The following is a 19,039-nucleotide window of genomic DNA, read 5'->3' on the forward strand; positions in this document are numbered from 1 at the left end:
GGCCGGGCCGGTGACGTCGTACTCCGCGGACCTGGCGAGGGGGAGGCATGGCCGAGTTCATGACGGAGACCGAAGAGCGTTCCTCCGGTGTGCCGCGTCCCGGCACACCGGGGGAGCCACCCGAGAAGGCCGGGGACGGCGCCGCCTCTCCGCTCGACGCACACGAGGCGGCGGCCCAGCTGGAGCGCGCCCGGGCGCTGGTCGACCCGGAGCTGCGCGCGGCCGTGGAGTCGCTGCCCGGCTCCATGCGCCGGATCGCGAGCTACCACTTCGGCTGGCAGCACGCCGACGGCACCCCGGCGGCGGGCAACGCGGGCAAGGCGATCAGACCCGCGCTCGTGCTGGCGGCCGCCACGGCGCTCGGCGGCCCGGCGGCCCGGTCGGCGGCCGTCCCGGCGGCAGCGGCGGTCGAACTGGTCCACAACTTCACGCTGTTGCACGACGACGTGATGGACCGGGACACCACCCGCCGCCACCGGCCGACGGCCTGGACCGTGTTCGGCGACGCCGACGCGATCCTCGCCGGGGACGCCCTCCAGGCGCTGGCCCTGCGGCTGCTCGCCGAGGATCCGCACCCGGCCTCGGTGCCGGCCGCGGCCCGGCTCGCGGCCTGTGTCGTGGAGCTGTGCGAGGGCCAGCACGCCGACACCGACCTGGAGCGATGCGCGCCGGACGCGGTCACCTTGGAGGAGGTGCTCGCCATGGCCGAGGCCAAGACCGGTGCCCTGCTGGGCTGTGCCTGCGCGCTCGGCGCGCTGTACGCGGGCGCGGACGAGGAGGAGGTGGCCGCGCTGGACGGCTTCGGCCGGCAGGCCGGGCTCGCCTTCCAGCTCATCGACGACGTCATCGGCATATGGGGAGACCCGCGGCACACCGGCAAGCCGGCCGGCGCGGATCTCGCCGCACGCAAGAAGTCCCTGCCGGTGGTGGCGGCGCTGACCTCGGGCACCCCGGCGGCGGCCGAGCTCGCCGCGCTGTACGGGGCGCCGCTCCGCGAGGAGGAGGCGGAGGCCGGGGAGATCGCGCGTACGGCGCTGGCGGTGGAGCGGGCCGGCGGCCGGGACTGGGCGCAGGCCGAGGCGGCCGACCGGATGGCCCGGGCCATGCAGGAGCTGGCCCGCGCGGTCCCCGATCCGGAGGCGGCGGGAGGTCTGCTGGCACTCGCCGAGTTCGTGACCCGGCGCACCAGCTGAGGCCGCCCGTCCCGGCGGCCGAGCAGAACCCGGAGCCCCTGGGCCCGTGCGGCTCCTGACCCCGCGCGGTCAATCGGGGGCTCCGGTCAGGCGGCCTCCGCACGCTCCCACAGTGTGCGGAGGCCGCCGATCCCTCGACGACGGACGCGGGGGTCGTGGCGGAAGGGAGCGCGGAGGGCGCCACCGGCCTACCCTGGGGACATGGACAGCGAGGAACACGTCTGTCCCATCTGCGGACAGCCGGTGGAAACGGTCGTCAAGCGGCACAAGACCCTGGGTGCCTGGGTACCGGTCTGGGGCCCCGGCCCCTGCCGCAACCCCGACTGCGCGGCGCACGCCGGGACCGGCCCCCGGCCCGCCGGGCAGGAGCGTTCCGCCGGTGCGCAGGCCCGGCCGGGCGGAAGCGGTCCGGGGGACCCGTCGGCGGCGGGCGCCGAGAACAGCGCCGTCTGAGCACGGGGGCGGGCGGGGGCGCCGTAGCGTGGGCGCATGCCGAAACTGCCGTACGTCCTGCACCTCACCGAGCGCTCCCTGTGGGAGGCGGCGCGCGAGAGCGGCGCCTACGAGATGTCCACCCGGGGCCGCACCCTCCAGGAGGAGGGCTTCATCCACTGCTCCACGCGTGAGCAGCTCCCGCGCATCGCCGACTTCCTCTACGGCGGTTACGACGGCCCGGACGAGCTGGTCGTGCTGGTCGTGGACCCGGCGCGGGTCGGGGCACCGGTGAAGTACGAGTCCGTCGAGCCGGGCGGGGAGGAGTTCCCGCACGTGTACGGGCCCGTACCGGTCGAGGCGGTGGTGGACGTCGAGCCGTGGGGCTGAGCCGGGAGGCGGCGCGGGCAGGCCCTGCACGGTCCCGCGTGGCGGTCAGCCGGCGTCGGCGCCCTGACCACGGCGGCCACCGCCGGTCGGCAGCCCGCCCGTTTCCGGGTCCCGGCCGGTCAGGCAGTACGTGCCGCCGGCCGGGTCGCGCATCACCGTCCAGTGGGCGCCGTCGCGCACCGGAGCCGCACCCAGCTCCTCGTGCCGCGCCCGGACGGCGGTGATGTCCGCGCAGGCCAGGTCGAGGTGAGCGGAGGCAGTGCGCTCCTCGTCGAGCCGCTGGAGCAGGAGCCGTAGCGGCAGGCCCGCCGGCGGCCGCAGCACGGCGAACTCGGGCCGGGAGCCCGTCAGCCGTTCCCACCCGGTCAGCGCGGCCCAGAACGCGGACTCGGTGTCGTACCGGGACGGCGGGATGTCGAGGCACACCTGGTCCAGGCGGCTGCCGGACACCACCGGCGGCCGTACCGTCTCCCCCTGCCAGGGCACGGCGCAGAACAACTGCCCGGCCGGAGAGCGCAGTACGGCCCAGTCGCCGTGGTCCGCCACGAGACCGGCGCCTAGTCGCCGGGCGAGTGCCGTCAACTCCCGTACGTCCTCGGCGCACAGGTCGAGGTGGGCGCCGCCGTCGCCCTCGGTGACGCCCTGGAGCTTCACGCCGGGGTCCGCCCCCTCGGGCAGCAGGGTCACGAACTCGCCGTGCTCGCCCCGGAACGCGGAGAGCCGGGTGCCGGTGACGGCCGCCCAGAAGGCGCACGCGTCGGCCAGGCGCGCGGCGGGGCGGTCGGCGAAGGCGTACGTCCAGCGGATCGTCATCCGGGGAGTCTAGGCGGAGCCGGGACCGAACAGGGCGACGGGCGGCCGGACTTCAGCGGCCGGAGTCAGCGGGCGGGGTTCAGTTCGTGGGGCGTTCGAGGAAGCGGAGCTGGTTGCCGGCCGGGTCCCGGAAGGCGCAGTCGCGCACCCCGTACGGCTGGTCCATCGGCTCCTGGAGGACGTCGGCGCCGGACTCGCGCACCCGCTCGTACAGCGCGTCGCAGTCGGGCGTGGTGAAGATGACACCGCGCAGCAGGCCCTTGGCGAGGAGTTCGTTGAGCGCCTGCTTGTCGGCGGGGGAGGCGTCCGGGCTCGCGTCCGGCGGCTCCAGGACGATCTCCACGTCGGGCTGGAGCGGGGAGCCCAGGGTCACCCAGCGCATCCCCTCGAAGCCCACGTCGTTGCGGATCTCCAGACCGAGCACATCCCGGTAGAAGGCGATGGCCTTGTCATGGTCGTCCACGGCAAGGAAACACTGCGCGAGTTTCACGTCCATGGACTCACCCTAGAGTCGGGGACGGCGTCGCGCCTCAGTACGGGCGGCGGCGCGGCCGGGTCAGCCGGCGGGCCACACAGGGCGGGATCGCCGCGGTCTCAGCGTGGTCACGGGCGCGGTAGGCGCTCGGCGTCTCGCCGACCAGCTCGGTGAACCGGGAGCTGAAGGAGCCGAGCGAGGTACAGCCGACGGCGAGGCACACCTCGGTCACGGTCAGATCGCCCCGGCGCAGCAGCGCCTTGGCCCGCTCTATCCGCCGGGTCATCAGGTAGCTGTACGGCGTCTCCCCGAACGCCTTGCGGAAGCTGCGCTGGAAGTGGCCCGGCGACATGAGGGCGTCACGGGCCAGCTCGGTCATGTCGAGCGGCTCGGCGTACTCGCGGTCCATGCGGTCGCGCACCCGCCGCAGCCGTCGCAGGTCCTCCAGGGCGGTCACCCGCTCAGCTTCGCACAGGGACGCGCAACAGAATCCCACCAATGCGACGGAGCGTTCTCCTCCAGTTGTCCGGGCGTCCGGCGTGTGAGCGACGGGCCGCCGCGGGCCGGAATCCACGCGAGAGCGGCCCGCCCGGGCATCCGGGCGGGCCGCTTCCGCGTCCTGTGCGAGATCCGGGGGCCTTGGGTCAGGCCTTCTTGGTCTCCCAGAAGATCTTGTCGATCTGGGCGATGTAGTCCAGCGCCTTCTGGCCCGTCGCCGGGTCGGTGGACGCCTTGGCGGCCGAGAGGGCCTTCAGGGTGTCGTTGACCAGCTGGTGCAGCTCCGGGTACTTCTCGAAGTGCGGGGCCTTGAAGTAGTCGCTCCAGAGCACGGACACGTGGTGCTTGGCCAGCTCCGCGCGCTGCTCCTTGATGACGGTGGCGCGTGCCTGGAAGTGGGGGTCGTCGTTTCCGGCCATCTTCTCCTGGACGGCCTTCACCGACTCCGCCTCGATGCGGGCCTGGGCCGGGTCGTACACGCCGCAGGGCAGGTCGCAGTGGGCGCTGACCTTGACCTTGGGGGCAAACAGGCGGGAAAGCATGGAGCATTCCTTCCTCGTGATCGTCTTCTCAGGTGCGACATTACTCCCTGTGGAAGGCGATTTCTCGGGTGCCCCCTAGGGCTTAGGACAAAAGTCCAGGGTGAGACTGAGACTGGTGGAGGAACGGACCGGGGAGGTGCCGGGGATGCCGGAGCTGTCGCAGGAGACCGAACGGGGGAGGGCCGTGGCGCCCTTCGGGCTGGCCGAGGTGACCGGCCCGTCCATGGTGCCCACGCTGCACCACGGGGATCAGTTGATCGTGCGGTACGGGGGTGCGGTCAGGTCCGGGGACGTCGTGGTCCTGCGTCATCCGTTCCAGCAGGACCTGCTGGTCGTCAAGCGTGCCGTGGAGCGACGCGAGGGCGGCTGGTGGGTGCTCGGCGACAACCCGTACGCGGGCGGGGACAGCACCGACTACGGGGTCGTGCCCGAGGAGCTGATCCTCGGGACGGCCTGGTTCCGGTTCCGCCCGCTCCGGGCCGGTCAGCGCTCGCCGCTCGCGCTGCTGCGCTGGGCGCTCTCGGCGGCGAGGCCGCTGCTGCCCGACCGGTCGGCCTCCAGGCGCTTGCGGGCCCGGTAGGCGGCGACGTTGGCGCGGGTGGCGCACCGGTCCGAGCAGTAGCGGCGGGAGCGGTTGGTCGAGGTGTCCAGGTAGGCGTTGCGGCACGGGGCGGCTTCGCACAGGCCGAGCCGGTCGACGCCGTACTCGGTGAGGTGGAAGGCCAGGCCCATCGCCGCGATCGCCGCGTAGCCGGCGGTGGCGTTGGAGGGGTGGTCGGCCAGGTGCATGTGCCAGAGCGGGCGGCCGTCGTCGTCGCGGTGGTCGTGCCCGGAGATCTGCGGGCTGACCGGGAACTCCAGCAGCAGGGAGTTCAGCAGGTCCACGGCCAGGGTCTCGTCGCCCTGGTCGGCTGCCTCGAAGACCCCGCGCAGCCGCGCCCGGACCGAGCGGAAGCGTGTGACGTCGGCGTCGGTGGCGCGGCGGGCCGCCGACGCGTTGTCGCCGAAGAGATCGCGGACGGCCTCGACCGTGGTCAGGGTGTCCCTGCCCCGGGCCGGTTCCTCGCTGTTCACGAGACGTACGGCGTAATCCGAGTAATAGGCCAGTTCCACTTGTAGTCCTTACGGAGGCGCTTTATCGTCGGGTCTGCGGTCGGGTAACAGCCGGTCGTGCTTCCAGGGTATTACGCGAACCGAGGGGAGTCGGTGTTCCATGACGACGAGTACCGGAACCGACTGGGCGGCTTGGCAGGAGAGCTGGGACCGGCAGCAGGAGTGGTACATGCCGGACCGTGAGGAACGGTTCCGGATCATGCTCGACATGGTCGAGGCGCTCGTGGGCACGGCCCCCCGGGTGCTCGACCTCGCGTGCGGCACCGGCAGCATCACCGCCCGGTTGCTGCGCCGCTTCCCCGACGCCACCAGCACCGGCGTCGACCTCGACCCCGCGCTGCTCGCCATCGCCCACGGCACCTTCGCCGGCGACGACCGGGTCACCCTCGTCACCGCCGACCTCAAGGACCCCGACTGGCCGGCCGGACTGCCGTACGACTCGTACGACGCCGTACTGACCGCCACGGCCCTCCACTGGCTGCACAGCGAACCCCTCGCGGCCCTCTACGGTCAGGTCGCGGGGCTGGTCCGCGACGGCGGTGTCTTCATGAACGCGGACCACATGATCGACGACACCACGCCCCGGATCAACGCGGCCGAGCGCGCCCAGCGCCACGCCCGCATGGATCAGGCCAAGCGGGACGGCGCCCTGGACTGGGCCGACTGGTGGCAGCTGGCCGCCCAGGACCCGGTCCTCGCCGAGCCGACCGCCCGCCGCTTCGAGATCTACGGCGAACACGCGGACGGGGACGTGCCGTCGGCGGCCTGGCACGCGCGCACCCTGCTCGCCCAGGGCTTCGGCGAGGCCCGGCCCGTGTGGTGCTCGCCCTCCGACACGCTGCTCCTCGCCGTCAAGTAGGCCGGCGCCCGGTACACCACAGAGGCGGTACGAGAAGTCGTACCGCCTCTTCCGCGTCCCCCAGGACCCCCCACCGCACTGGTACGGGTGAGACGGTCCGTATCCGGGGACCGGCGGAGAGGGGGAGTGGACGGGCTTCGTGGGCCAGGGTCCGCGGGGTCCGTTGCCGAAGACCTTCCCGGTCAGCCGGGCCCAGTCGCGCGAACTGGTGCTCAGGCCCAGCTGCTGCCCTGACGACGGGCGAGGGCGGTACGGAGATCCCGTACCGCCCTCGCCCGGTGTGGCGTCGGAGCACCCGCTTCGGAGCACCCGCGTCAGCGCACCCGCCTCAGAGCACCTTGGACAGGAACGACTGCGTCCGCTCGTGCTGCGGGTTCGTCAGGACGTCCCGCGGGTGGCCGGATTCCACCACCACGCCGTCGTCCATGAACACCAGGCTGTCGCCCACCTCGCGGGCGAAGCCCATCTCGTGGGTGACGACGACCATGGTCATGCCGGACTCGGCGAGGTCCCGCATGACGTCCAGGACGTCACCGACCAGCTCCGGATCCAGGGCCGAGGTCGGCTCGTCGAACAGCATCAGCTTCGGGTCCATCGCCAGCGCCCGGGCGATCGCCACGCGCTGCTGCTGGCCGCCGGAGAGCTGCGACGGGTAGTGCCCGGCCCGGTCGGCCAGGCCCACGCGCTCCAGCAGCTGCATGGCGCGTTCCCTCGCCTGCGTCCGGTTCGCGCCCTTGACCTGCACCGGCGCCTCCATGACGTTCTCCACGGCCGTCATGTGCGGGAACAGGTTGAAGCGCTGGAAGACCATGCCGATGTCCCGGCGCTTCATCGCGACCTCGCGGTCGCGCAGCTCGTACAGCTTGTCGCCCTGCTGGCGGTAGCCGACCAGCTCGCCGTCGACGTACAGCCGCCCGGCGTTGATCTTCTCCAGGTGGTTGATGCACCGCAGGAAGGTCGACTTGCCGGAACCGGAGGGGCCGATGAGGCAGAACACCTCGCCCGGCTTGACCTCCAGGTCGATGCCCTTCAGCACCTCGACATGGCCGAAGGACTTGTGGACGTCCTGCGCCTTGACCATCGGGACGGTGCCCTGCGGCGGGGTCTTGCTCAGCTTGTCGGTCATGCCATGCCTCCCTTAGGCCGGCCCAGGGAGAGCATGTTGGTCTTCACCTTCTGCCACGGCGTCGGCGGCAACTGGCGGCTGGAGCCGCGGGCGTAGTACCGCTCGATGTAGTACTGGCCGACGCTCAGCACCGACGTCATGATCAGGTACCAGGCCGCGGCGAGGAAGTACATCTCCACCGGGGCACCGGAGTTCTGGCCGATGTCCTGGGCGTAACGGAACAGCTCGGGATACTGGACGGCCGCCACGAGCGAGGTCGTCTTCAGCATGTTGATCACTTCGTTGCCCGTCGGCGGCACGATCACGCGCATCGCCTGCGGGATGACCACCCGGCGCAGCGTCTTGCCGTGACTCATGCCGAGCGCGTGGGCCGCCTCGGTCTGGCCCTCGTCCACCGCCAGCAGACCGGCCCGGCAGATCTCGGCCATGTACGCCGCCTCGTTCAGACCCAGGCCGAGCAACGCCGTCAGCAGCGGCGTCATGAAGTTCGACCAGTAGTCCTTGTAGAACGGCATCAGGTTGATGTACTCGAAGACCAGGCCCAGGTTGAACCAGAGGAACAGCTGGACCAGGACCGGGGTGCCGCGGAAGAACCAGATGTAGAACCAGGCGATGGACGAGGTCACGGGGTTCTTCGACAGCCGCATCACCGCGAGGACGATGCCGCCGACGATGCCGATCAGCATCGACAGCACGGTCAGCAGGAGGGTCTTGCCGACGCCGGTGAGGATCCGGTCGTCGAAGAAGTAGTCCGGTACCGCGTGCCAGTTGATCCGGCCCTGGCCGAACGCGTAGATGATCGCGACGAGGAGCGCGATCGCGATGACGGCGGAGACATAGCGTCCGTAGTGCCGGACCGGAATGGCCTTGATGGCCTCCGCGCCGGCCGGTGGCGTGTCCACCGGCCCCGCCGTCTTGTCGATGTCAGTCACGGGAATTGCCTCTCAGTGGCCGCTTGGTGCCGCGGGTCACTTGCCGCCGTTGATCACGGACTCCTTGACGGCGCCGTCCTGCGCGCCCCACTTCTCGAGGATCTTCTGGTACTCGCCGTTCTTGATGATCGCGTCCATCGCGGCCTGGAGCGCGTCGCGCAGCTGGGTCTCCTTCTTGGAGACCGCGATGCCGTACGGCGCCGCCTCGACCTGGTCGCCGACGATCTCGAAGTCCTTGCCGCCGCCGGAGGTCTTCACCGCGTACGCCGCCACCGGGAAGTCCGCGGACACGGCGTCCGCGCCGCCCGAACGCAGCCGGGTCTGGGCCTGCTGGTTGTCGTCGAAGGCCTCGATGGCGAGCTTCTTGCCGCTCGGACACTTCTTGGCCTGCTGCTTGGCCAGGTCCTCGGAGGTGGTGCCGCGCTGGACGGCGAGCTTCTTGCCGCACAGGTCGTCCCAGGACGTGATGCCCTTGGTGTCGCCCTTGCGGGTGTATATCGAGACACCGGCGGTCAGGTAGTCGACGAAGTCGACGCCCTCACCGACCTTCTTGCCGGTGTCCGGGTCGACGCCCTCCTGACGGTTCTTGTTGTCCGTCATGGCCGACATGGCGATGTCGTACCGGTCCGAGCGCAGACCGGTGAGCAGGGCGTCGAAGGTGCCGTTCTGGAAGTCGAACGTCACCCCGAGCTGCTTGCCGAGGGCCGCCGCCAGGTCGGGGTCCAGGCCGACGACCTTGCCGGCGGAGTCCTTGTACTCGACCGGGGCGTACGCGATGTCCGAACCGACCCTGATCTTGCCCTTGCTCCGGATGTCCTGCGGGAGCTTGTCGGCGAGCGGGGCGCTGCCGGCGGAAGCGCTGCCGGAGTTCTCGTTCTTGTCCTTGGTCTGGTCACCGCAGCCGGTGATCAGAAGGGCCCCTGCGACCGCGATCGCACCGGCCGCGGCCAGACGGGAGCGCGCTGCGGTCGTACGACGGGTGGAGCTTGCGGTCATCGTGGTTCCTCCGGCGGATGGAAGAGTGGCCGATGGGTCGACGGAAACACACACCTTCGGGTGTCGCGACCTCGTGGGTTTACGGCATCTTGCCATTCGGTCTGCGCCATTCAGGGGCGTCGCTATGTCAAAATCGGATAACGGGTGACCCCCGAACCGCATCAGGTCGGTACAACCTTGGTCCATCCCCACCGAACCATCTGCGGGAATCCAGCGCCCCGGCCGGAAAATCTTCAGCATGTCTCAGGATGTGGTCACTCCTTCACCCGTCCCCATCGGTCGTCCATGGGCGTTTTCGGGCCATTCCGGTCCGCCGTCGCGCGTCATCCGCGTGCCGTCCGCGCGTCGCCCGCGTGTCGTCTTCCGGTTCCGGGATGTGACCTTGCACCTATTGGACTCGTCGCGGGCGCCGTCCGTCCGGTAAGAAGGTTCTTTACACCCCTCATCCGGGGCTCAGGGCGCGTGTGCGGCGCGCCCGTCGCGTAGGAGCTCGTACGTATCCGCAATCGAGCCGTACGCGGTGCCCGCCCACCCCTCACCAGGAGTGGTCGACCCTCAAACCATGCATACCTAAGGGGTAAAACAAAGTGGCAGCGGAGATCGTCAATCCTCGCAGCGACAACACAACGGACCAGGACGGCGGGGCGGAGCCCCTCGATTCCTTCGATCCGGCGTTCGCGCTGCACCGCGGCGGCAAGATGGCCGTGCAGGCCACCGTGCCGGTCCGCGACAAGGACGACCTTTCCCTCGCGTACACGCCCGGCGTCGCTCGCGTGTGCACCGCGATCGCGGAAACGCCGGAGCTGGTCAACGACTACACATGGAAGTCCAACGTCGTCGCCGTCGTCACCGACGGTACGGCCGTGCTCGGACTCGGGGACATCGGTCCCCAGGCCTCCCTCCCCGTGATGGAGGGCAAGGCGATCCTGTTCAAGCAGTTCGGCGGCGTCGACGCGGTGCCGATCGCGCTCGACTGCACCGACGTGGACGACATCGTCGAGACCGTCGTCCGGCTCGCTCCCTCCTTCGGCGGAGTGAACCTGGAGGACATCTCGGCGCCCCGGTGCTTCGAGATCGAGCGCCGCCTCCAGGAGCGCCTCGACATCCCGGTCTTCCACGACGACCAGCACGGTACGGCCGTCGTGACGCTCGCGGCGCTGCGGAACGCGGCGCGGCTCAGCGGACGCGAGATCGGCCAGCTGCGGGCCGTCATCTCCGGCGCCGGCGCGGCCGGTGTCGCCATCGCCAAGATGCTGATCGAGGCCGGCATCGGTGACGTGGCGGTGGCCGACCGCAAGGGCGTCGTGTCGGCCGACCGGGAGGACCTGACCCCGGTCAAGCGCGACTTGGCCGGCTTCACGAACAAGGCCGGCCTCACCGGCTCGCTGGAGGACGCCCTCGCGGGCGCCGACGTCTTCATCGGCGTCTCCGGCGGTACGGTCTCCGAGGACGCCGTCGCCTCCATGGCCGAGGGCGCCTTCGTGTTCGCGATGGCCAACCCGAACCCCGAGGTGCACCCGGACGTCGCGCACAAGTACGCCGCGGTCGTCGCCACCGGGCGCTCCGACTTCCCGAACCAGATCAACAACGTGCTGGCCTTCCCCGGGATCTTCGCGGGCGCGCTCCAGGTGCGGGCCACGCGGATCACCGAGGGGATGAAGATCGCCGCCGCCGAGGCGCTGGCCGCGGTGGTCGGTGACGACCTCGCCGCCGACTACGTGATTCCGTCTCCGTTCGACGAGCGGGTCGCTCCCGCCGTCACGGCGGCGGTCGCCGCCGCCGCGCGGGCCGAGGGCGTGGCTCGCCGGTGACATCGCGCCGCCCAGCGCTGAACAGCGCTTGGTAGTGCCGGGTGGTACCGGGTGGTACCGGGTAGTACTGATCGGCCCCGTCCGTGCGGACGGGGCCGATCCTTTGGTCCAGGGCCCGCCGGTCCGGGGGTTCGGACGGTGCCGTCCGGGGGTGCCGGTGGCCGTGCGCCGCACGGGTGCCGTTGCGCAAGAGGGCATGTGTCACAGGGGGGCCTGGTTCCGCCGGCTGCATCGCGGACCTATCGTCGGCACCATGTTCGCTGTCTACGCCGCCCGAATCGACCGCGACCAGCCGCTCACCGGCCTTGAGTTGGGGGAGCGCCCGGCTCCCGAGGCCCGTCCCGGCTGGAGCACCGTCACGGTGCGGGCCGCTTCCCTCAATCACCACGACCTCTGGTCCCTGCGGGGCGTCGGCCTCCCGGAGGACCGGCTGCCCATGATCCTCGGCTGCGACGCCGCCGGAGTCGACGCGGACGGCAACGAGGTCGTCCTGCACTCCGTCATCGGCCAGACCGGCCACGGCGTCGGCCCCGACGAGCCGCGCTCCATCCTCACCGAGCGGTACCAGGGCACCTTCGCCGAACAGGTCGCCGTGCCGACCTGGAACATCCTGCCCAAGCCGAAGGAGCTGTCCTTCGCCGAGGCGGCCTGTCTGCCGACCGCCTGGCTGACGGCGTACCGGATGCTGTTCACCAATGCCGGGGTACGACCCGGTGACTCGGTCCTGGTGCAGGGCGCGGGCGGCGGTGTCGCCACGGCCGCGATCGCCCTCGGCAAGGCCGCCGGACTGCGGGTCTTCGCCACCAGCCGGGACGAGGCCAAGCGGAAGCGGGCCCTGGAGCTGGGCGCGGTGGAGGCCGTGGAGCCCGGGGCTCGGCTGCCGCAGCGGGTGGACGCGGTCATCGAGACCGTCGGCGCCGCCACCTGGTCCCACTCCGTGAAGTCCCTGCGGCCCGGCGGGACGCTCGTGATCTCCGGTGCCACCAGCGGGGACCGGCCCTCGCACGCCGAGCTGACCCGGATCTTCTTCCTCGAACTGAAGGTGGTCGGCTCCACCATGGGCACCAAGGACGAGCTGGAGGACCTGCTCGCCTTCTGCGCCGCGACGGGGGTGCGGCCGGTCATCGACGAGGAACTGCCGCTGGACCGGGCCCGGGAGGGCTTCGAACGGCTGGCTTCCGGGGAGCAGTTCGGGAAGATCGTGCTGACCAACTCCTGAGGTGCGACGGGTTGTCGGGCCGCGGAGCCCGACGGCCGGGAGGTCGGACGGCTGAGAGGTCGGACGGCCGAGTGGTCGAGAGGCGGGTCCGGAGGGTCGGGCCCGCCTTTCGCATGGCCATGGTTGTCAACTGGGGTTGACGCCCGGTGCATGTCAACCTAGATTGACAGTATGAGTGAGGCAACCGATCTCGCCGAGCGCGCCGGTGACCGTGATCCACGGGTCGGACTGCGGGCCGTGGCCGCGCTGCGCCGGCTGCTGGAGCAGCTGGAGGCGGTACAGGTGCGCAGTGCGCGCAATCAGGGCTGGTCGTGGCAGGAGATCGCCGCGGAGCTGGGTGTCAGCAGGCAGGCCGTGCACAAGAAGTACGGGAGGCATTGATGTTCGAGCGGTTCACCAAGGACGCCCGGGCGGTGGTCGAGGGGGCGTTCGTGTACGCGGAGAAGGATGGGGCGCGGTCCGTGGACGCCGAGCATCTGCTGCTCGCGCTCCTCGACCGGGAGGGCAGCCGGGCGTCCTTCGCGCTGTCCGCCCTCGGGCTCGCGGAGCCGGAGGCGCGGGAGCGGGTACGGCGCGATGTCGGGGAGGCCCGGCGGCGGGCCGGGCTGACCCGGGCCGACGCGGACGCGCTGGCCGGACTCGGGATCGATGTGTCGGAGATCGTGGCGCGGGTGGAGGAGGTGCACGGCGTCGGAGCGATGTCCGGTGACCGAGGGCGGGGTGGGGGCCGGGGTCGGGGTGGGGGCCGGCCCGGCTTCGGTCGGGGGGCGAAGGGGGTGTTGGAGCGGGCGTTGCGGGTTGCCCTGGCGCGGCGTGATCGGGGGATCGGGGATGAGCATCTGCTGTTGGCGCTCACCGTGGTGCCGGGGGTGGCGGGCGAGGTGCTGGCGGATCACGGGGTGACGTTCGAAGGGGTGTCGCGGGTCTGTCCGGCGGCGCGGTCGGCTGGGGGATGAGCGTCGGGTTCGCCCCGGCGGTGTTCGCCCGACCGCCCACCCGACGAGCTCGCCCTGGCGGTGTTCGCCCGACCGCCCGCCCACCCGACTCGCTCGGCCGGGAGGGGGCGTCCGCGGGCGGTCGGCTCGGTCGGCTCGGTCGGCCGGGGTGTCAGGGTTTGGGGGTGTGGAGCAGAGCTGCGATGCGGGCCGCCGCCGTGGAGAGGTGGTGGCGGGCCTCGCGGAGCTGGGTGGGGGTGACGCCGTGGTCGCGGGCCGCGTCGCGGATGTCGTCGCGGAAGCGGTCCAGGAGGCGGTCCAGGTCGCGGGCCGGATCGCCCGTGGTGTCCTCGTGGGCCCAGGAAGGCTCGTAGTCGGCGGGGAAGTCCTCCCCGGGGAACGTGTGGTGCGGTTCCCCGGCGGGGCGGCCGAAGGTCCAGTCCCTGCCGAAGTCCTTGCCGAAGTCCTTGCCGAAGTCCTTCCCGAAGTCCCCGAGCTCCTTGGCCAGTTCCGTGAGGCCCTCGCGGACGCCGGTCGGCCAGTCGCCGCGCGTGAAGTGGTCCTGGACGCGGTCCTGGACGCGGCGGGCGATGCGCTGCATCTCCTCCTGCGCCTGGGCCCGTGCCCGTGCCTGCGCCTCCTGGGCTTGGCGACGGGCACGCTGGGCCTCCTCGCGGGCCCGGCGGCTCTCGTCCTTGGCGCGCCGCGCCTGCTCCTTCCACTCCTGCTTGACCCGGCGCATCTCCTCCTTGGCGGTCTTCCAGGCCTCCTTCTCACCCATCTCGCCGTACGCCCCGAAGGAGTGCTCGGCCCCGGACGCCTTCGTGCCACGGCGGGCCTCGGAGGCGGCGGCGCGCACCTCGCGGCGCAGGTCACCGGCCGCGCCGCGCACGTCGGCCCTTATCTCGGCGGCCAGTTCCGCGACCGACTCGCGGATCTCCAGCTCCAGGTCGGCCAGCTCGCCGCTGCGGTCGGCGAGTTCGGCGCGGCCCGCGTCCGTGATGGCGTACACCTTGCGGCCACCCTCGGTGGTGTGCCGGACCAGGCCCTCCGCCTCCAGCTTGGCCAGGCGGGGGTACACCGTGCCGGCCGAGGGGGCGTAGAGGCCCTGGAAGCGCTCCTCAAGAAGCCTGATCACCTCGTAGCCGTGACGCGGGGCCTCGTCGAGCAGCTTGAGCAGGTACAGGCGGAGGCGGCCGTGGGCGAAGACGGGAGGCATGTCAGAGCACCTTCTTGTCGGTCGTGCCGTCGGCCGGGTCGCCGGTGGAAGCGCCGGCATCGGTGGTGCCGGAGGTGTCCCCGGCGGCGTCCCGGCCGGAGACGGAATTGTCTCCCGGGGCGCCGGGGGAGTGGCCGGCCGGGTGGGGCTCGGAGCCCCAGGGGGTGCTCTCGTCGTCGTCCCGGGGCGGGCGGCGCAGCAGGGCGATCGAGCCGGAGACCGTGGTGGCGCGCAGCTTGCCGGTGCCGGCGCCGAGGCGGCCGGTGATCTTGTGGGCGCCCCACTGGCCGTGCACCCGCAGGCCGTCGAAGGCGTTGGAGATCGTGCCGCTCGCGGTGTTGGCCTCCACCTCGGCGTCGGCCGGGTGCGGCAGGCGGATGGCGATCTCGCCCGAGACGCTGGTGAGGCCGATGTCCGTCGGGCCGTCCGGGTCCAGGTCGACGATCATGGAGCCGCTGACGGTGTCGGCCCGCACGGAGGAGCCGGAGCCCTCCACCACGGTCAGGTCGCCGGAGACCGAGTGGTACCGCAGGTCGCCGGTGACCGCCTGGGCCTCCAGGCTCCCCGAGACGGTGTCCGCGCGGACCGGGCCCGAGACCCCGACCAGGGTGGTGTCGCCCGTCACTCCCTTGACCACCGCGGGGCCACGGATGCCGGAGACGACCGCGGCGGCGCCGACCACGCCCACCTCGACGCGCGTGTCGGCGGGGACCGCGAGGGAGACGACGGCGCTGCGGCGCCAGCCCTTCCGGTCGAGCCACTTGAGGAACCCCTTCCAGGGCAGGTCCTCATAGGCCACGGTGAGGGTGGTGCCGTTCCGGGTGACGATCAGAGGCGGGCCTTCCAGTTCCGAGACCTCCAGGCGGGCCGAGCCCTCGTCCGTGCCCACCACGTTCACCGTGCCGTTGACGATGCGGACCTGGAGGTCGCGCACGGGGGTGTCGAAGGTCAGCTTCTGGGGTTCGGTGACGGTCCATTCGGGCATGGGGCCTCCTCGGCTGGCCAGGACACGTGTCGGGACACGCCATATCGCGTTCCCACGAGATTCACGATATATCGTGGTCGCGGGAAGTCAAGACGCCCTTTCGGGGATCGTCCGCAGCGGGGGCCCGGCTGCCCGGCTGGTCCCGGACGGGGCACGGTGGCGACATAGGCTGGTGGGAGTTGTTGTCAGGCCGATGTATCTGCTGGAGATGGGCACCGATGTACTTCACCGACCGCGGTATCGAGGAGTTGGAGAAGCGGCGTGGCGAGGAAGAGGTCACCTTCGAGTGGCTGGCGGAGCAGTTGCGTACGTTCGTGGATCTGAACCCGGACTTCGAGGTGCCCGTGGAGCGCCTGGCCACCTGGCTCGCGCGGCTCGACGACGAGGAGGACGAGTAGGACGAGGCCGACGAGCACGACGAGGCGGACGAGCAGGACGGGTGGGGGCGATCACCGGCCGTATCCTTCGCCGGCACCCCTCTTCCCCTCCCCCTCTCCCTCCCCGGGAGTTAGCCTTCTCCTCCCATCGGCGAACGGGGGCGTCATGGCTGGAGGAATCGAACGCGTGCGTCTGGACGACGGAACCGTCGTCTGGGCCAGGATCAGCGCCGCCGCCGAGGAGGCGCTGGACGAGGACGGCTACTGGGACACCGGGCTGGGCGACCGGGTCATCGACATGGCGGAAGGACTGGCCGGCACGGTCGGTGGCGTCGTGCGCTCCCTGCGCGCCGGTCTGGACACACCGGCACCCGTCGAGGTCTCCGTCAGCTTCGGTATCGAACTGACGGCGCAGTCCGGCAAGATCGTGAGCGCCATCGCCGAGGGGGGCGGCAGATCCTCCCTCACCGTGTCCCTGACCTGGACCGAACCGGCCACGGCGGCGGACGGCGCGGACCCGGCGACGGCGGGTGGCGCGGTCGTACCGCCGCAGTCCCCGGCCCCCGGCGCCGTATGAGCGCCTTCGACGAGATGGTGCGCCCCTCCCTCGCGCGCATCGGCGCACCGGGTGACGGGTATGCAACGGACCGTGACTCGTACTGGGGGTCGGGGTTCTTCATAGCCCCGGGCTGGCTGTTGACCTGCGCCCATGTCGTGGGGAAGGGGGGAGCCGCGGTGTGCCGAGGGCAGAGCGCCCTGAGCGTGACCTGGCAGGAGCGCACCGCCGACGGCGCCTGGGAGCCGCGCGGCGGCACCGGGACGGCCGTCGTCGTCGCGCCCCGGCCCGAGGCCGGACGGCCGGCGCGTGACCCCTGGCCGTTCCCCGACCTCGCGCTCGTCCGGGTGACCGGGGCCGACGAGGTGCGCTGCCTGTGGCTCGGCGACCGGGAAGCCGGCCCGCGCACCCCGCTCGGGCTCTACGGCTGGTCGGTGCAGACCGGTGAGCTGGGCATCCGGCAGGGCAGCGGCGAACTGGCCGGTTCCGACGCCCGTGCCCTGCTGCTCACCGGCATCCTCCCCATCGGCGGGCTCTCCGGCGGGCCGGTGCTCGACCTGCGGCACGGCTCCGTCATCGGCGTGATCAAAGGGCGCCGGCGGGAGGAGGGCGTCGCCGTCCCGGTCACCGCGCTGTACGAACTGCTGGACTCGCGCGAGGCCGGGCGTGCGGTGCGCGAGGTGCTGCGCGCCCACGACCTCCATCACGCGAGTCTTCTCGGCGTCCCCTCGCCGTACCCCCACTGGACCGCCGTCCAGGCCACCCTGCCCGGTCACGCGCCCTCCGTCTCCGGGATCACCACCGAACTGCGCACACGGCTCCACGGCCATCTCGCCCACCTGCCGCCGCCGGCCGGGGCGGGTGAGGTCGTCCACCTCGTGGAGGACGTGAAGGAGCAGGTGCGGGGCGAACGGCTGCCGTCGCTGGTGCTGCCGAACGTCCGCACCTGGCGCGAGGGCGCCGCGCTGCTGTACGGCCTGCGCATGCTGGACCCCGGCGGCGGTGGAACGCTGGTCGACCTGGATGCCGTACTGCTGTACGCCGCCCGGGTGGCCCGCAAGGCCGCGCGCGAGCACGCCGGGGAGGTGGAGGCGGGACGGCTTCGGGCGTTCACCGAGTGGATAGCCGGGCAGGCCGCCGGCCACCGGCACTGGGCGGTCGGCGAGGCCATCCGCGCGCTGCTGGAGGGCGCCGACGGGGCGGGACGGGCCGACGGTCCGACCACGGCCGTCGTCGATGCGCTGACCGGCGGCCGGCCCGGTGGCCCACCCGGCAGTCAGTCCGGTGGCCTGTCCGACAGTCAGCCCGGTGACCTGCCCGGTGGCCCCTCCAACGGGGTGCCCGTGGCGAACGGAGCGGTCGTGACTCCGGCGCAGGCCGTTCCGGCGCAGAGCGCGGCCGCCGACCTGCCGACGCCGGTCGGCGCCCTCGAAGTGCCGTCCGCTCCGCAAGCGCCGTCTCAGGAAGCGCCGTCCGTCCTGGAAGCGCCGTCCACCGTCGAGTGCCTCGGTACGCCGTCACCCACCGAGCCCGGCACGGCGCCGCTTCCCGCCGGGTCCGTTCACCCGCCCGAGGCGGGCCGCGCGAGCCGGCCGCACGTCACCGCCCCCTCCCTCGTCCCCCCTTCCCCCGACACCCGCACCGACGTCCTCGTCAAGGTCGGCCCGGCCACCTACGGCCGGCATCCGTGGAGCGTGCAGCTGATCTACGGCGGGCAGGACGTCACGCCGGTCGCCGGGGACGACCGGGGCGTGCGGGCCGAGGAGCTGGCGCGGGTGCTGCGGGAGCCGTTGGCCAGGGCGCTGAACCAGGGGGACCACGGGGAGCACCTCGCCGCGATCGAGGTCTTCCTGCCCCGCAAGCTGTTCGACCTCCCGGTGGACGACTGGTCGTTGCTCCCCGATCCCCACGCCGCCACAACCGACCAGGACGTCGTGGACGTCGAGGACGACGAGGAAGACGACTTCGTGGACGAGCGGGCGCTGCCGCTCGGGATGCGGCGGACCGTCGTCGTCCGGGACGTCCGGCGCAACGGCCTGCCACCCTCCCCGGAGTGGCGCCGCCGCTGGAAGGGCGTCCTGCGCGGACCGCTGGCGCACGGGACCCTGCACGGGCGGCCCGCCGCCGAGGGGCATCCGCCGGGGGCCCGGGCCGGGGGCAGGTTCCCGTACTACGGCGCCCTGTCGGCGATGGGTGACGCGTCCGTACCCGTGTACTGCGGTCCCGTCGGCAGCGGCGAGGGCTACGCGGCGATGCGGGACGCGCTGCGCTCCGGGCACGCGGTGGTGCTGTGGCGCCGCGACCTGCATGATCACGACGAGTGCGGGGACTTCCACCGGCAGGCTGCCGACCTGCTGGGGCTCGCCGGGCACGCGGACGGGCTGCACGGTCCGGTCCGCGATCTGCGCATCCGCCTGGCCGACCCGGACACCGCCCGGGCGTACGGACTGCGCGGCAAGATCGCCGTACTGTTCGACCCGCCGCCGGACCGGCCGCCGTACGGGACGGAGAGCATGCGGCCGCCGCCGCTGGCCGCGCCCGGCGGCTGACCCGTCGGCGACCCGCCGC

General features: G+C 72.1%; 22 protein-coding genes. 12 read left to right on the forward strand and 10 right to left on the reverse strand.

Features of this window, described 5'->3' with window-relative positions:
- The first annotated feature begins 47 nt into the window (after window positions 1-47).
- The 3 genes from C3492_RS16510 to C3492_RS16520 all read left to right on the forward strand — a co-directional run bounded on the left by C3492_RS16510 (window position 48) and on the right by C3492_RS16520 (window position 2,015).
- Window positions 48-1,193 carry a family 2 encapsulin nanocompartment cargo protein polyprenyl transferase gene (locus C3492_RS16510; protein ID WP_103812526.1) on the forward strand — a complete coding sequence of 382 codons (1,146 nt, stop codon included), beginning with the start codon at window positions 48-50 and terminating at the stop codon, window positions 1,191-1,193.
- A 201-nt stretch (window positions 1,194-1,394) separates the two neighbouring features.
- The gene (locus tag C3492_RS16515; protein WP_103812527.1) at window positions 1,395-1,646 is read left to right on the forward strand and encodes a hypothetical protein; all 252 of its coding nucleotides are present in this window, start codon (window positions 1,395-1,397) and stop codon (window positions 1,644-1,646) included.
- A gap of 36 nt (window positions 1,647-1,682) precedes the next feature.
- Window positions 1,683-2,015: a DUF952 domain-containing protein gene (locus C3492_RS16520; RefSeq protein WP_103812528.1), complete on the forward strand. Its 333-nt coding sequence runs from the start codon at window positions 1,683-1,685 to the stop codon at window positions 2,013-2,015.
- Between the two features lie 45 nt (window positions 2,016-2,060).
- On the opposite strand, the gene C3492_RS16525 is transcribed toward C3492_RS16520, so the two are convergent.
- The 4 genes from C3492_RS16525 to sodN form a co-directional block, all read right to left on the reverse strand.
- Entirely contained in the window at window positions 2,061-2,828 is a 768-nt protein-coding gene (locus tag C3492_RS16525) for a VOC family protein (protein ID WP_103812529.1), read from the reverse strand.
- Window positions 2,829-2,907: 79 nt separating this feature from the next.
- Window positions 2,908-3,324: a VOC family protein gene (locus C3492_RS16530; protein ID WP_103812530.1), complete on the reverse strand. Its 417-nt coding sequence runs from the start codon at window positions 3,322-3,324 to the stop codon at window positions 2,908-2,910.
- Between the two features lie 34 nt (window positions 3,325-3,358).
- Window positions 3,359-3,760, reverse strand: coding sequence for a helix-turn-helix transcriptional regulator (locus tag C3492_RS16535; RefSeq protein ID WP_103812531.1), 402 nt, complete (start codon window positions 3,758-3,760; stop codon window positions 3,359-3,361).
- A 187-nt stretch (window positions 3,761-3,947) separates the two neighbouring features.
- Complete coding sequence (sodN, locus tag C3492_RS16540; protein WP_014674929.1) at window positions 3,948-4,343, reverse strand: superoxide dismutase, Ni; 396 nt, start codon at window positions 4,341-4,343, stop codon at window positions 3,948-3,950.
- Window positions 4,344-4,488: 145 nt separating this feature from the next.
- On the opposite strand from sodN, the gene sodX reads away from it, so the two are divergent.
- Entirely contained in the window at window positions 4,489-4,923 is a 435-nt protein-coding gene (sodX, locus tag C3492_RS16545; protein ID WP_103812662.1) for a nickel-type superoxide dismutase maturation protease, read from the forward strand.
- On the opposite strand, the gene C3492_RS16550 is transcribed toward sodX, so the two are convergent.
- Window positions 4,827-5,456 carry an ABATE domain-containing protein gene (locus tag C3492_RS16550; protein WP_103812532.1) on the reverse strand — a complete coding sequence of 210 codons (630 nt, stop codon included), beginning with the start codon at window positions 5,454-5,456 and terminating at the stop codon, window positions 4,827-4,829. The genes sodX and C3492_RS16550 overlap by 97 nt on opposite strands.
- A 100-nt stretch (window positions 5,457-5,556) precedes the next feature.
- On the opposite strand from C3492_RS16550, the gene C3492_RS16555 reads away from it, so the two are divergent.
- Window positions 5,557-6,315: a trans-aconitate 2-methyltransferase gene (locus C3492_RS16555; RefSeq protein WP_103812533.1), complete on the forward strand. Its 759-nt coding sequence runs from the start codon at window positions 5,557-5,559 to the stop codon at window positions 6,313-6,315.
- Between the two features lie 328 nt (window positions 6,316-6,643).
- On the opposite strand, the gene C3492_RS16560 is transcribed toward C3492_RS16555, so the two are convergent.
- From C3492_RS16560 to C3492_RS16570, 3 genes are read right to left on the reverse strand one after another with little or no spacing between them, the layout of a single operon-like run.
- Window positions 6,644-7,396, reverse strand: coding sequence for an amino acid ABC transporter ATP-binding protein (locus C3492_RS16560; protein ID WP_103812663.1), 753 nt, complete (start codon window positions 7,394-7,396; stop codon window positions 6,644-6,646).
- A 41-nt stretch (window positions 7,397-7,437) separates the two neighbouring features.
- Window positions 7,438-8,373 (reverse strand): amino acid ABC transporter permease, encoded by a 936-nt coding sequence (locus C3492_RS16565; protein WP_014674933.1) that lies wholly within the window; start codon window positions 8,371-8,373, stop codon window positions 7,438-7,440.
- A 36-nt stretch (window positions 8,374-8,409) separates the two neighbouring features.
- The gene (locus C3492_RS16570; RefSeq protein WP_103812534.1) at window positions 8,410-9,369 is read right to left on the reverse strand and encodes an ABC transporter substrate-binding protein; all 960 of its coding nucleotides are present in this window, start codon (window positions 9,367-9,369) and stop codon (window positions 8,410-8,412) included.
- Window positions 9,370-9,956: 587 nt separating this feature from the next.
- Between C3492_RS16570 and C3492_RS16580 the strand changes: the two genes are divergently transcribed.
- From C3492_RS16580 to C3492_RS16595, 4 genes are all read left to right on the forward strand, one after another.
- Entirely contained in the window at window positions 9,957-11,180 is a 1,224-nt protein-coding gene (locus tag C3492_RS16580) for an NADP-dependent malic enzyme (protein WP_103812536.1), read from the forward strand.
- Between the two features lie 253 nt (window positions 11,181-11,433).
- Window positions 11,434-12,399, forward strand: a complete 966-nt coding sequence (locus tag C3492_RS16585; protein ID WP_103812537.1) for a zinc-binding dehydrogenase — start codon at window positions 11,434-11,436, stop codon at window positions 12,397-12,399.
- Between the two features lie 171 nt (window positions 12,400-12,570).
- A complete protein-coding gene (locus tag C3492_RS16590; RefSeq protein ID WP_014674937.1) occupies window positions 12,571-12,780 on the forward strand; it encodes a helix-turn-helix domain-containing protein in 210 nt (69 codons plus the stop codon).
- A complete protein-coding gene (locus C3492_RS16595) occupies window positions 12,780-13,355 on the forward strand; it encodes a Clp protease N-terminal domain-containing protein (RefSeq protein WP_103812538.1) in 576 nt (191 codons plus the stop codon). Before C3492_RS16590 ends, C3492_RS16595 begins: the two co-directional genes overlap by 1 nt.
- A gap of 151 nt (window positions 13,356-13,506) precedes the next feature.
- Here the strand turns inward: C3492_RS16595 and C3492_RS16600 are convergent, their stop codons facing one another.
- Window positions 13,507-14,553: a PadR family transcriptional regulator gene (locus C3492_RS16600; protein WP_103812539.1), complete on the reverse strand. Its 1,047-nt coding sequence runs from the start codon at window positions 14,551-14,553 to the stop codon at window positions 13,507-13,509.
- Between the two features lies 1 nt (window position 14,554).
- Entirely contained in the window at window positions 14,555-15,538 is a 984-nt protein-coding gene (locus C3492_RS16605; protein WP_103812540.1) for a DUF4097 family beta strand repeat-containing protein, read from the reverse strand.
- Between the two features lie 218 nt (window positions 15,539-15,756).
- Between C3492_RS16605 and C3492_RS16610 the strand changes: the two genes are divergently transcribed.
- The 3 genes from C3492_RS16610 to C3492_RS16620 all read left to right on the forward strand — a co-directional run bounded on the left by C3492_RS16610 (window position 15,757) and on the right by C3492_RS16620 (window position 19,020).
- The gene (locus tag C3492_RS16610; protein WP_014674941.1) at window positions 15,757-15,936 is read left to right on the forward strand and encodes a DUF6104 family protein; all 180 of its coding nucleotides are present in this window, start codon (window positions 15,757-15,759) and stop codon (window positions 15,934-15,936) included.
- 166 nt (window positions 15,937-16,102) lie between these two features.
- Window positions 16,103-16,492: a CU044_2847 family protein gene (locus C3492_RS16615; RefSeq protein WP_103812541.1), complete on the forward strand. Its 390-nt coding sequence runs from the start codon at window positions 16,103-16,105 to the stop codon at window positions 16,490-16,492.
- The gene (locus C3492_RS16620; RefSeq protein ID WP_258055736.1) at window positions 16,489-19,020 is read left to right on the forward strand and encodes a trypsin-like peptidase domain-containing protein; all 2,532 of its coding nucleotides are present in this window, start codon (window positions 16,489-16,491) and stop codon (window positions 19,018-19,020) included. Before C3492_RS16615 ends, C3492_RS16620 begins: the two co-directional genes overlap by 4 nt.
- Window positions 19,021-19,039: the final 19 nt, after the last annotated feature.

Source organism: Streptomyces sp. Ru62 (assembly GCF_002920615.1).
Classification (GTDB): domain Bacteria; phylum Actinomycetota; class Actinomycetes; order Streptomycetales; family Streptomycetaceae; genus Streptomyces.

What these genes read in the sequence shown, in the direction of transcription:
- C3492_RS16510 (WP_103812526.1), top strand. Translation starts at nt 48, where the DNA reads ATGGCCGAGTTCATGACGGAGACCGAAGAGCGTTCCTCCGGTGTGCCG.
- C3492_RS16515 (WP_103812527.1), top strand. Translation starts at nt 1,395, where the DNA reads ATGGACAGCGAGGAACACGTCTGTCCCATCTGCGGACAGCCGGTGGAA.
- C3492_RS16520 (WP_103812528.1), top strand. Translation starts at nt 1,683, where the DNA reads ATGCCGAAACTGCCGTACGTCCTGCACCTCACCGAGCGCTCCCTGTGG.
- C3492_RS16525 (WP_103812529.1), bottom strand. Translation starts at nt 2,828, where the DNA reads ATGACGATCCGCTGGACGTACGCCTTCGCCGACCGCCCCGCCGCGCGC.
- C3492_RS16530 (WP_103812530.1), bottom strand. Translation starts at nt 3,324, where the DNA reads ATGGACGTGAAACTCGCGCAGTGTTTCCTTGCCGTGGACGACCATGAC.
- sodN (WP_014674929.1), bottom strand. Translation starts at nt 4,343, where the DNA reads ATGCTTTCCCGCCTGTTTGCCCCCAAGGTCAAGGTCAGCGCCCACTGC.
- sodX (WP_103812662.1), top strand. Translation starts at nt 4,489, where the DNA reads ATGCCGGAGCTGTCGCAGGAGACCGAACGGGGGAGGGCCGTGGCGCCC.
- C3492_RS16555 (WP_103812533.1), top strand. Translation starts at nt 5,557, where the DNA reads ATGACGACGAGTACCGGAACCGACTGGGCGGCTTGGCAGGAGAGCTGG.
- C3492_RS16560 (WP_103812663.1), bottom strand. Translation starts at nt 7,396, where the DNA reads ATGGTCAAGGCGCAGGACGTCCACAAGTCCTTCGGCCATGTCGAGGTG.
- C3492_RS16570 (WP_103812534.1), bottom strand. Translation starts at nt 9,369, where the DNA reads ATGACCGCAAGCTCCACCCGTCGTACGACCGCAGCGCGCTCCCGTCTG.
- C3492_RS16585 (WP_103812537.1), top strand. Translation starts at nt 11,434, where the DNA reads ATGTTCGCTGTCTACGCCGCCCGAATCGACCGCGACCAGCCGCTCACC.
- C3492_RS16590 (WP_014674937.1), top strand. Translation starts at nt 12,571, where the DNA reads ATGAGTGAGGCAACCGATCTCGCCGAGCGCGCCGGTGACCGTGATCCA.
- C3492_RS16595 (WP_103812538.1), top strand. Translation starts at nt 12,780, where the DNA reads ATGTTCGAGCGGTTCACCAAGGACGCCCGGGCGGTGGTCGAGGGGGCG.
- C3492_RS16600 (WP_103812539.1), bottom strand. Translation starts at nt 14,553, where the DNA reads ATGCCTCCCGTCTTCGCCCACGGCCGCCTCCGCCTGTACCTGCTCAAG.
- C3492_RS16605 (WP_103812540.1), bottom strand. Translation starts at nt 15,538, where the DNA reads ATGCCCGAATGGACCGTCACCGAACCCCAGAAGCTGACCTTCGACACC.
- C3492_RS16610 (WP_014674941.1), top strand. Translation starts at nt 15,757, where the DNA reads ATGTACTTCACCGACCGCGGTATCGAGGAGTTGGAGAAGCGGCGTGGC.
- C3492_RS16620 (WP_258055736.1), top strand. Translation starts at nt 16,489, where the DNA reads ATGAGCGCCTTCGACGAGATGGTGCGCCCCTCCCTCGCGCGCATCGGC.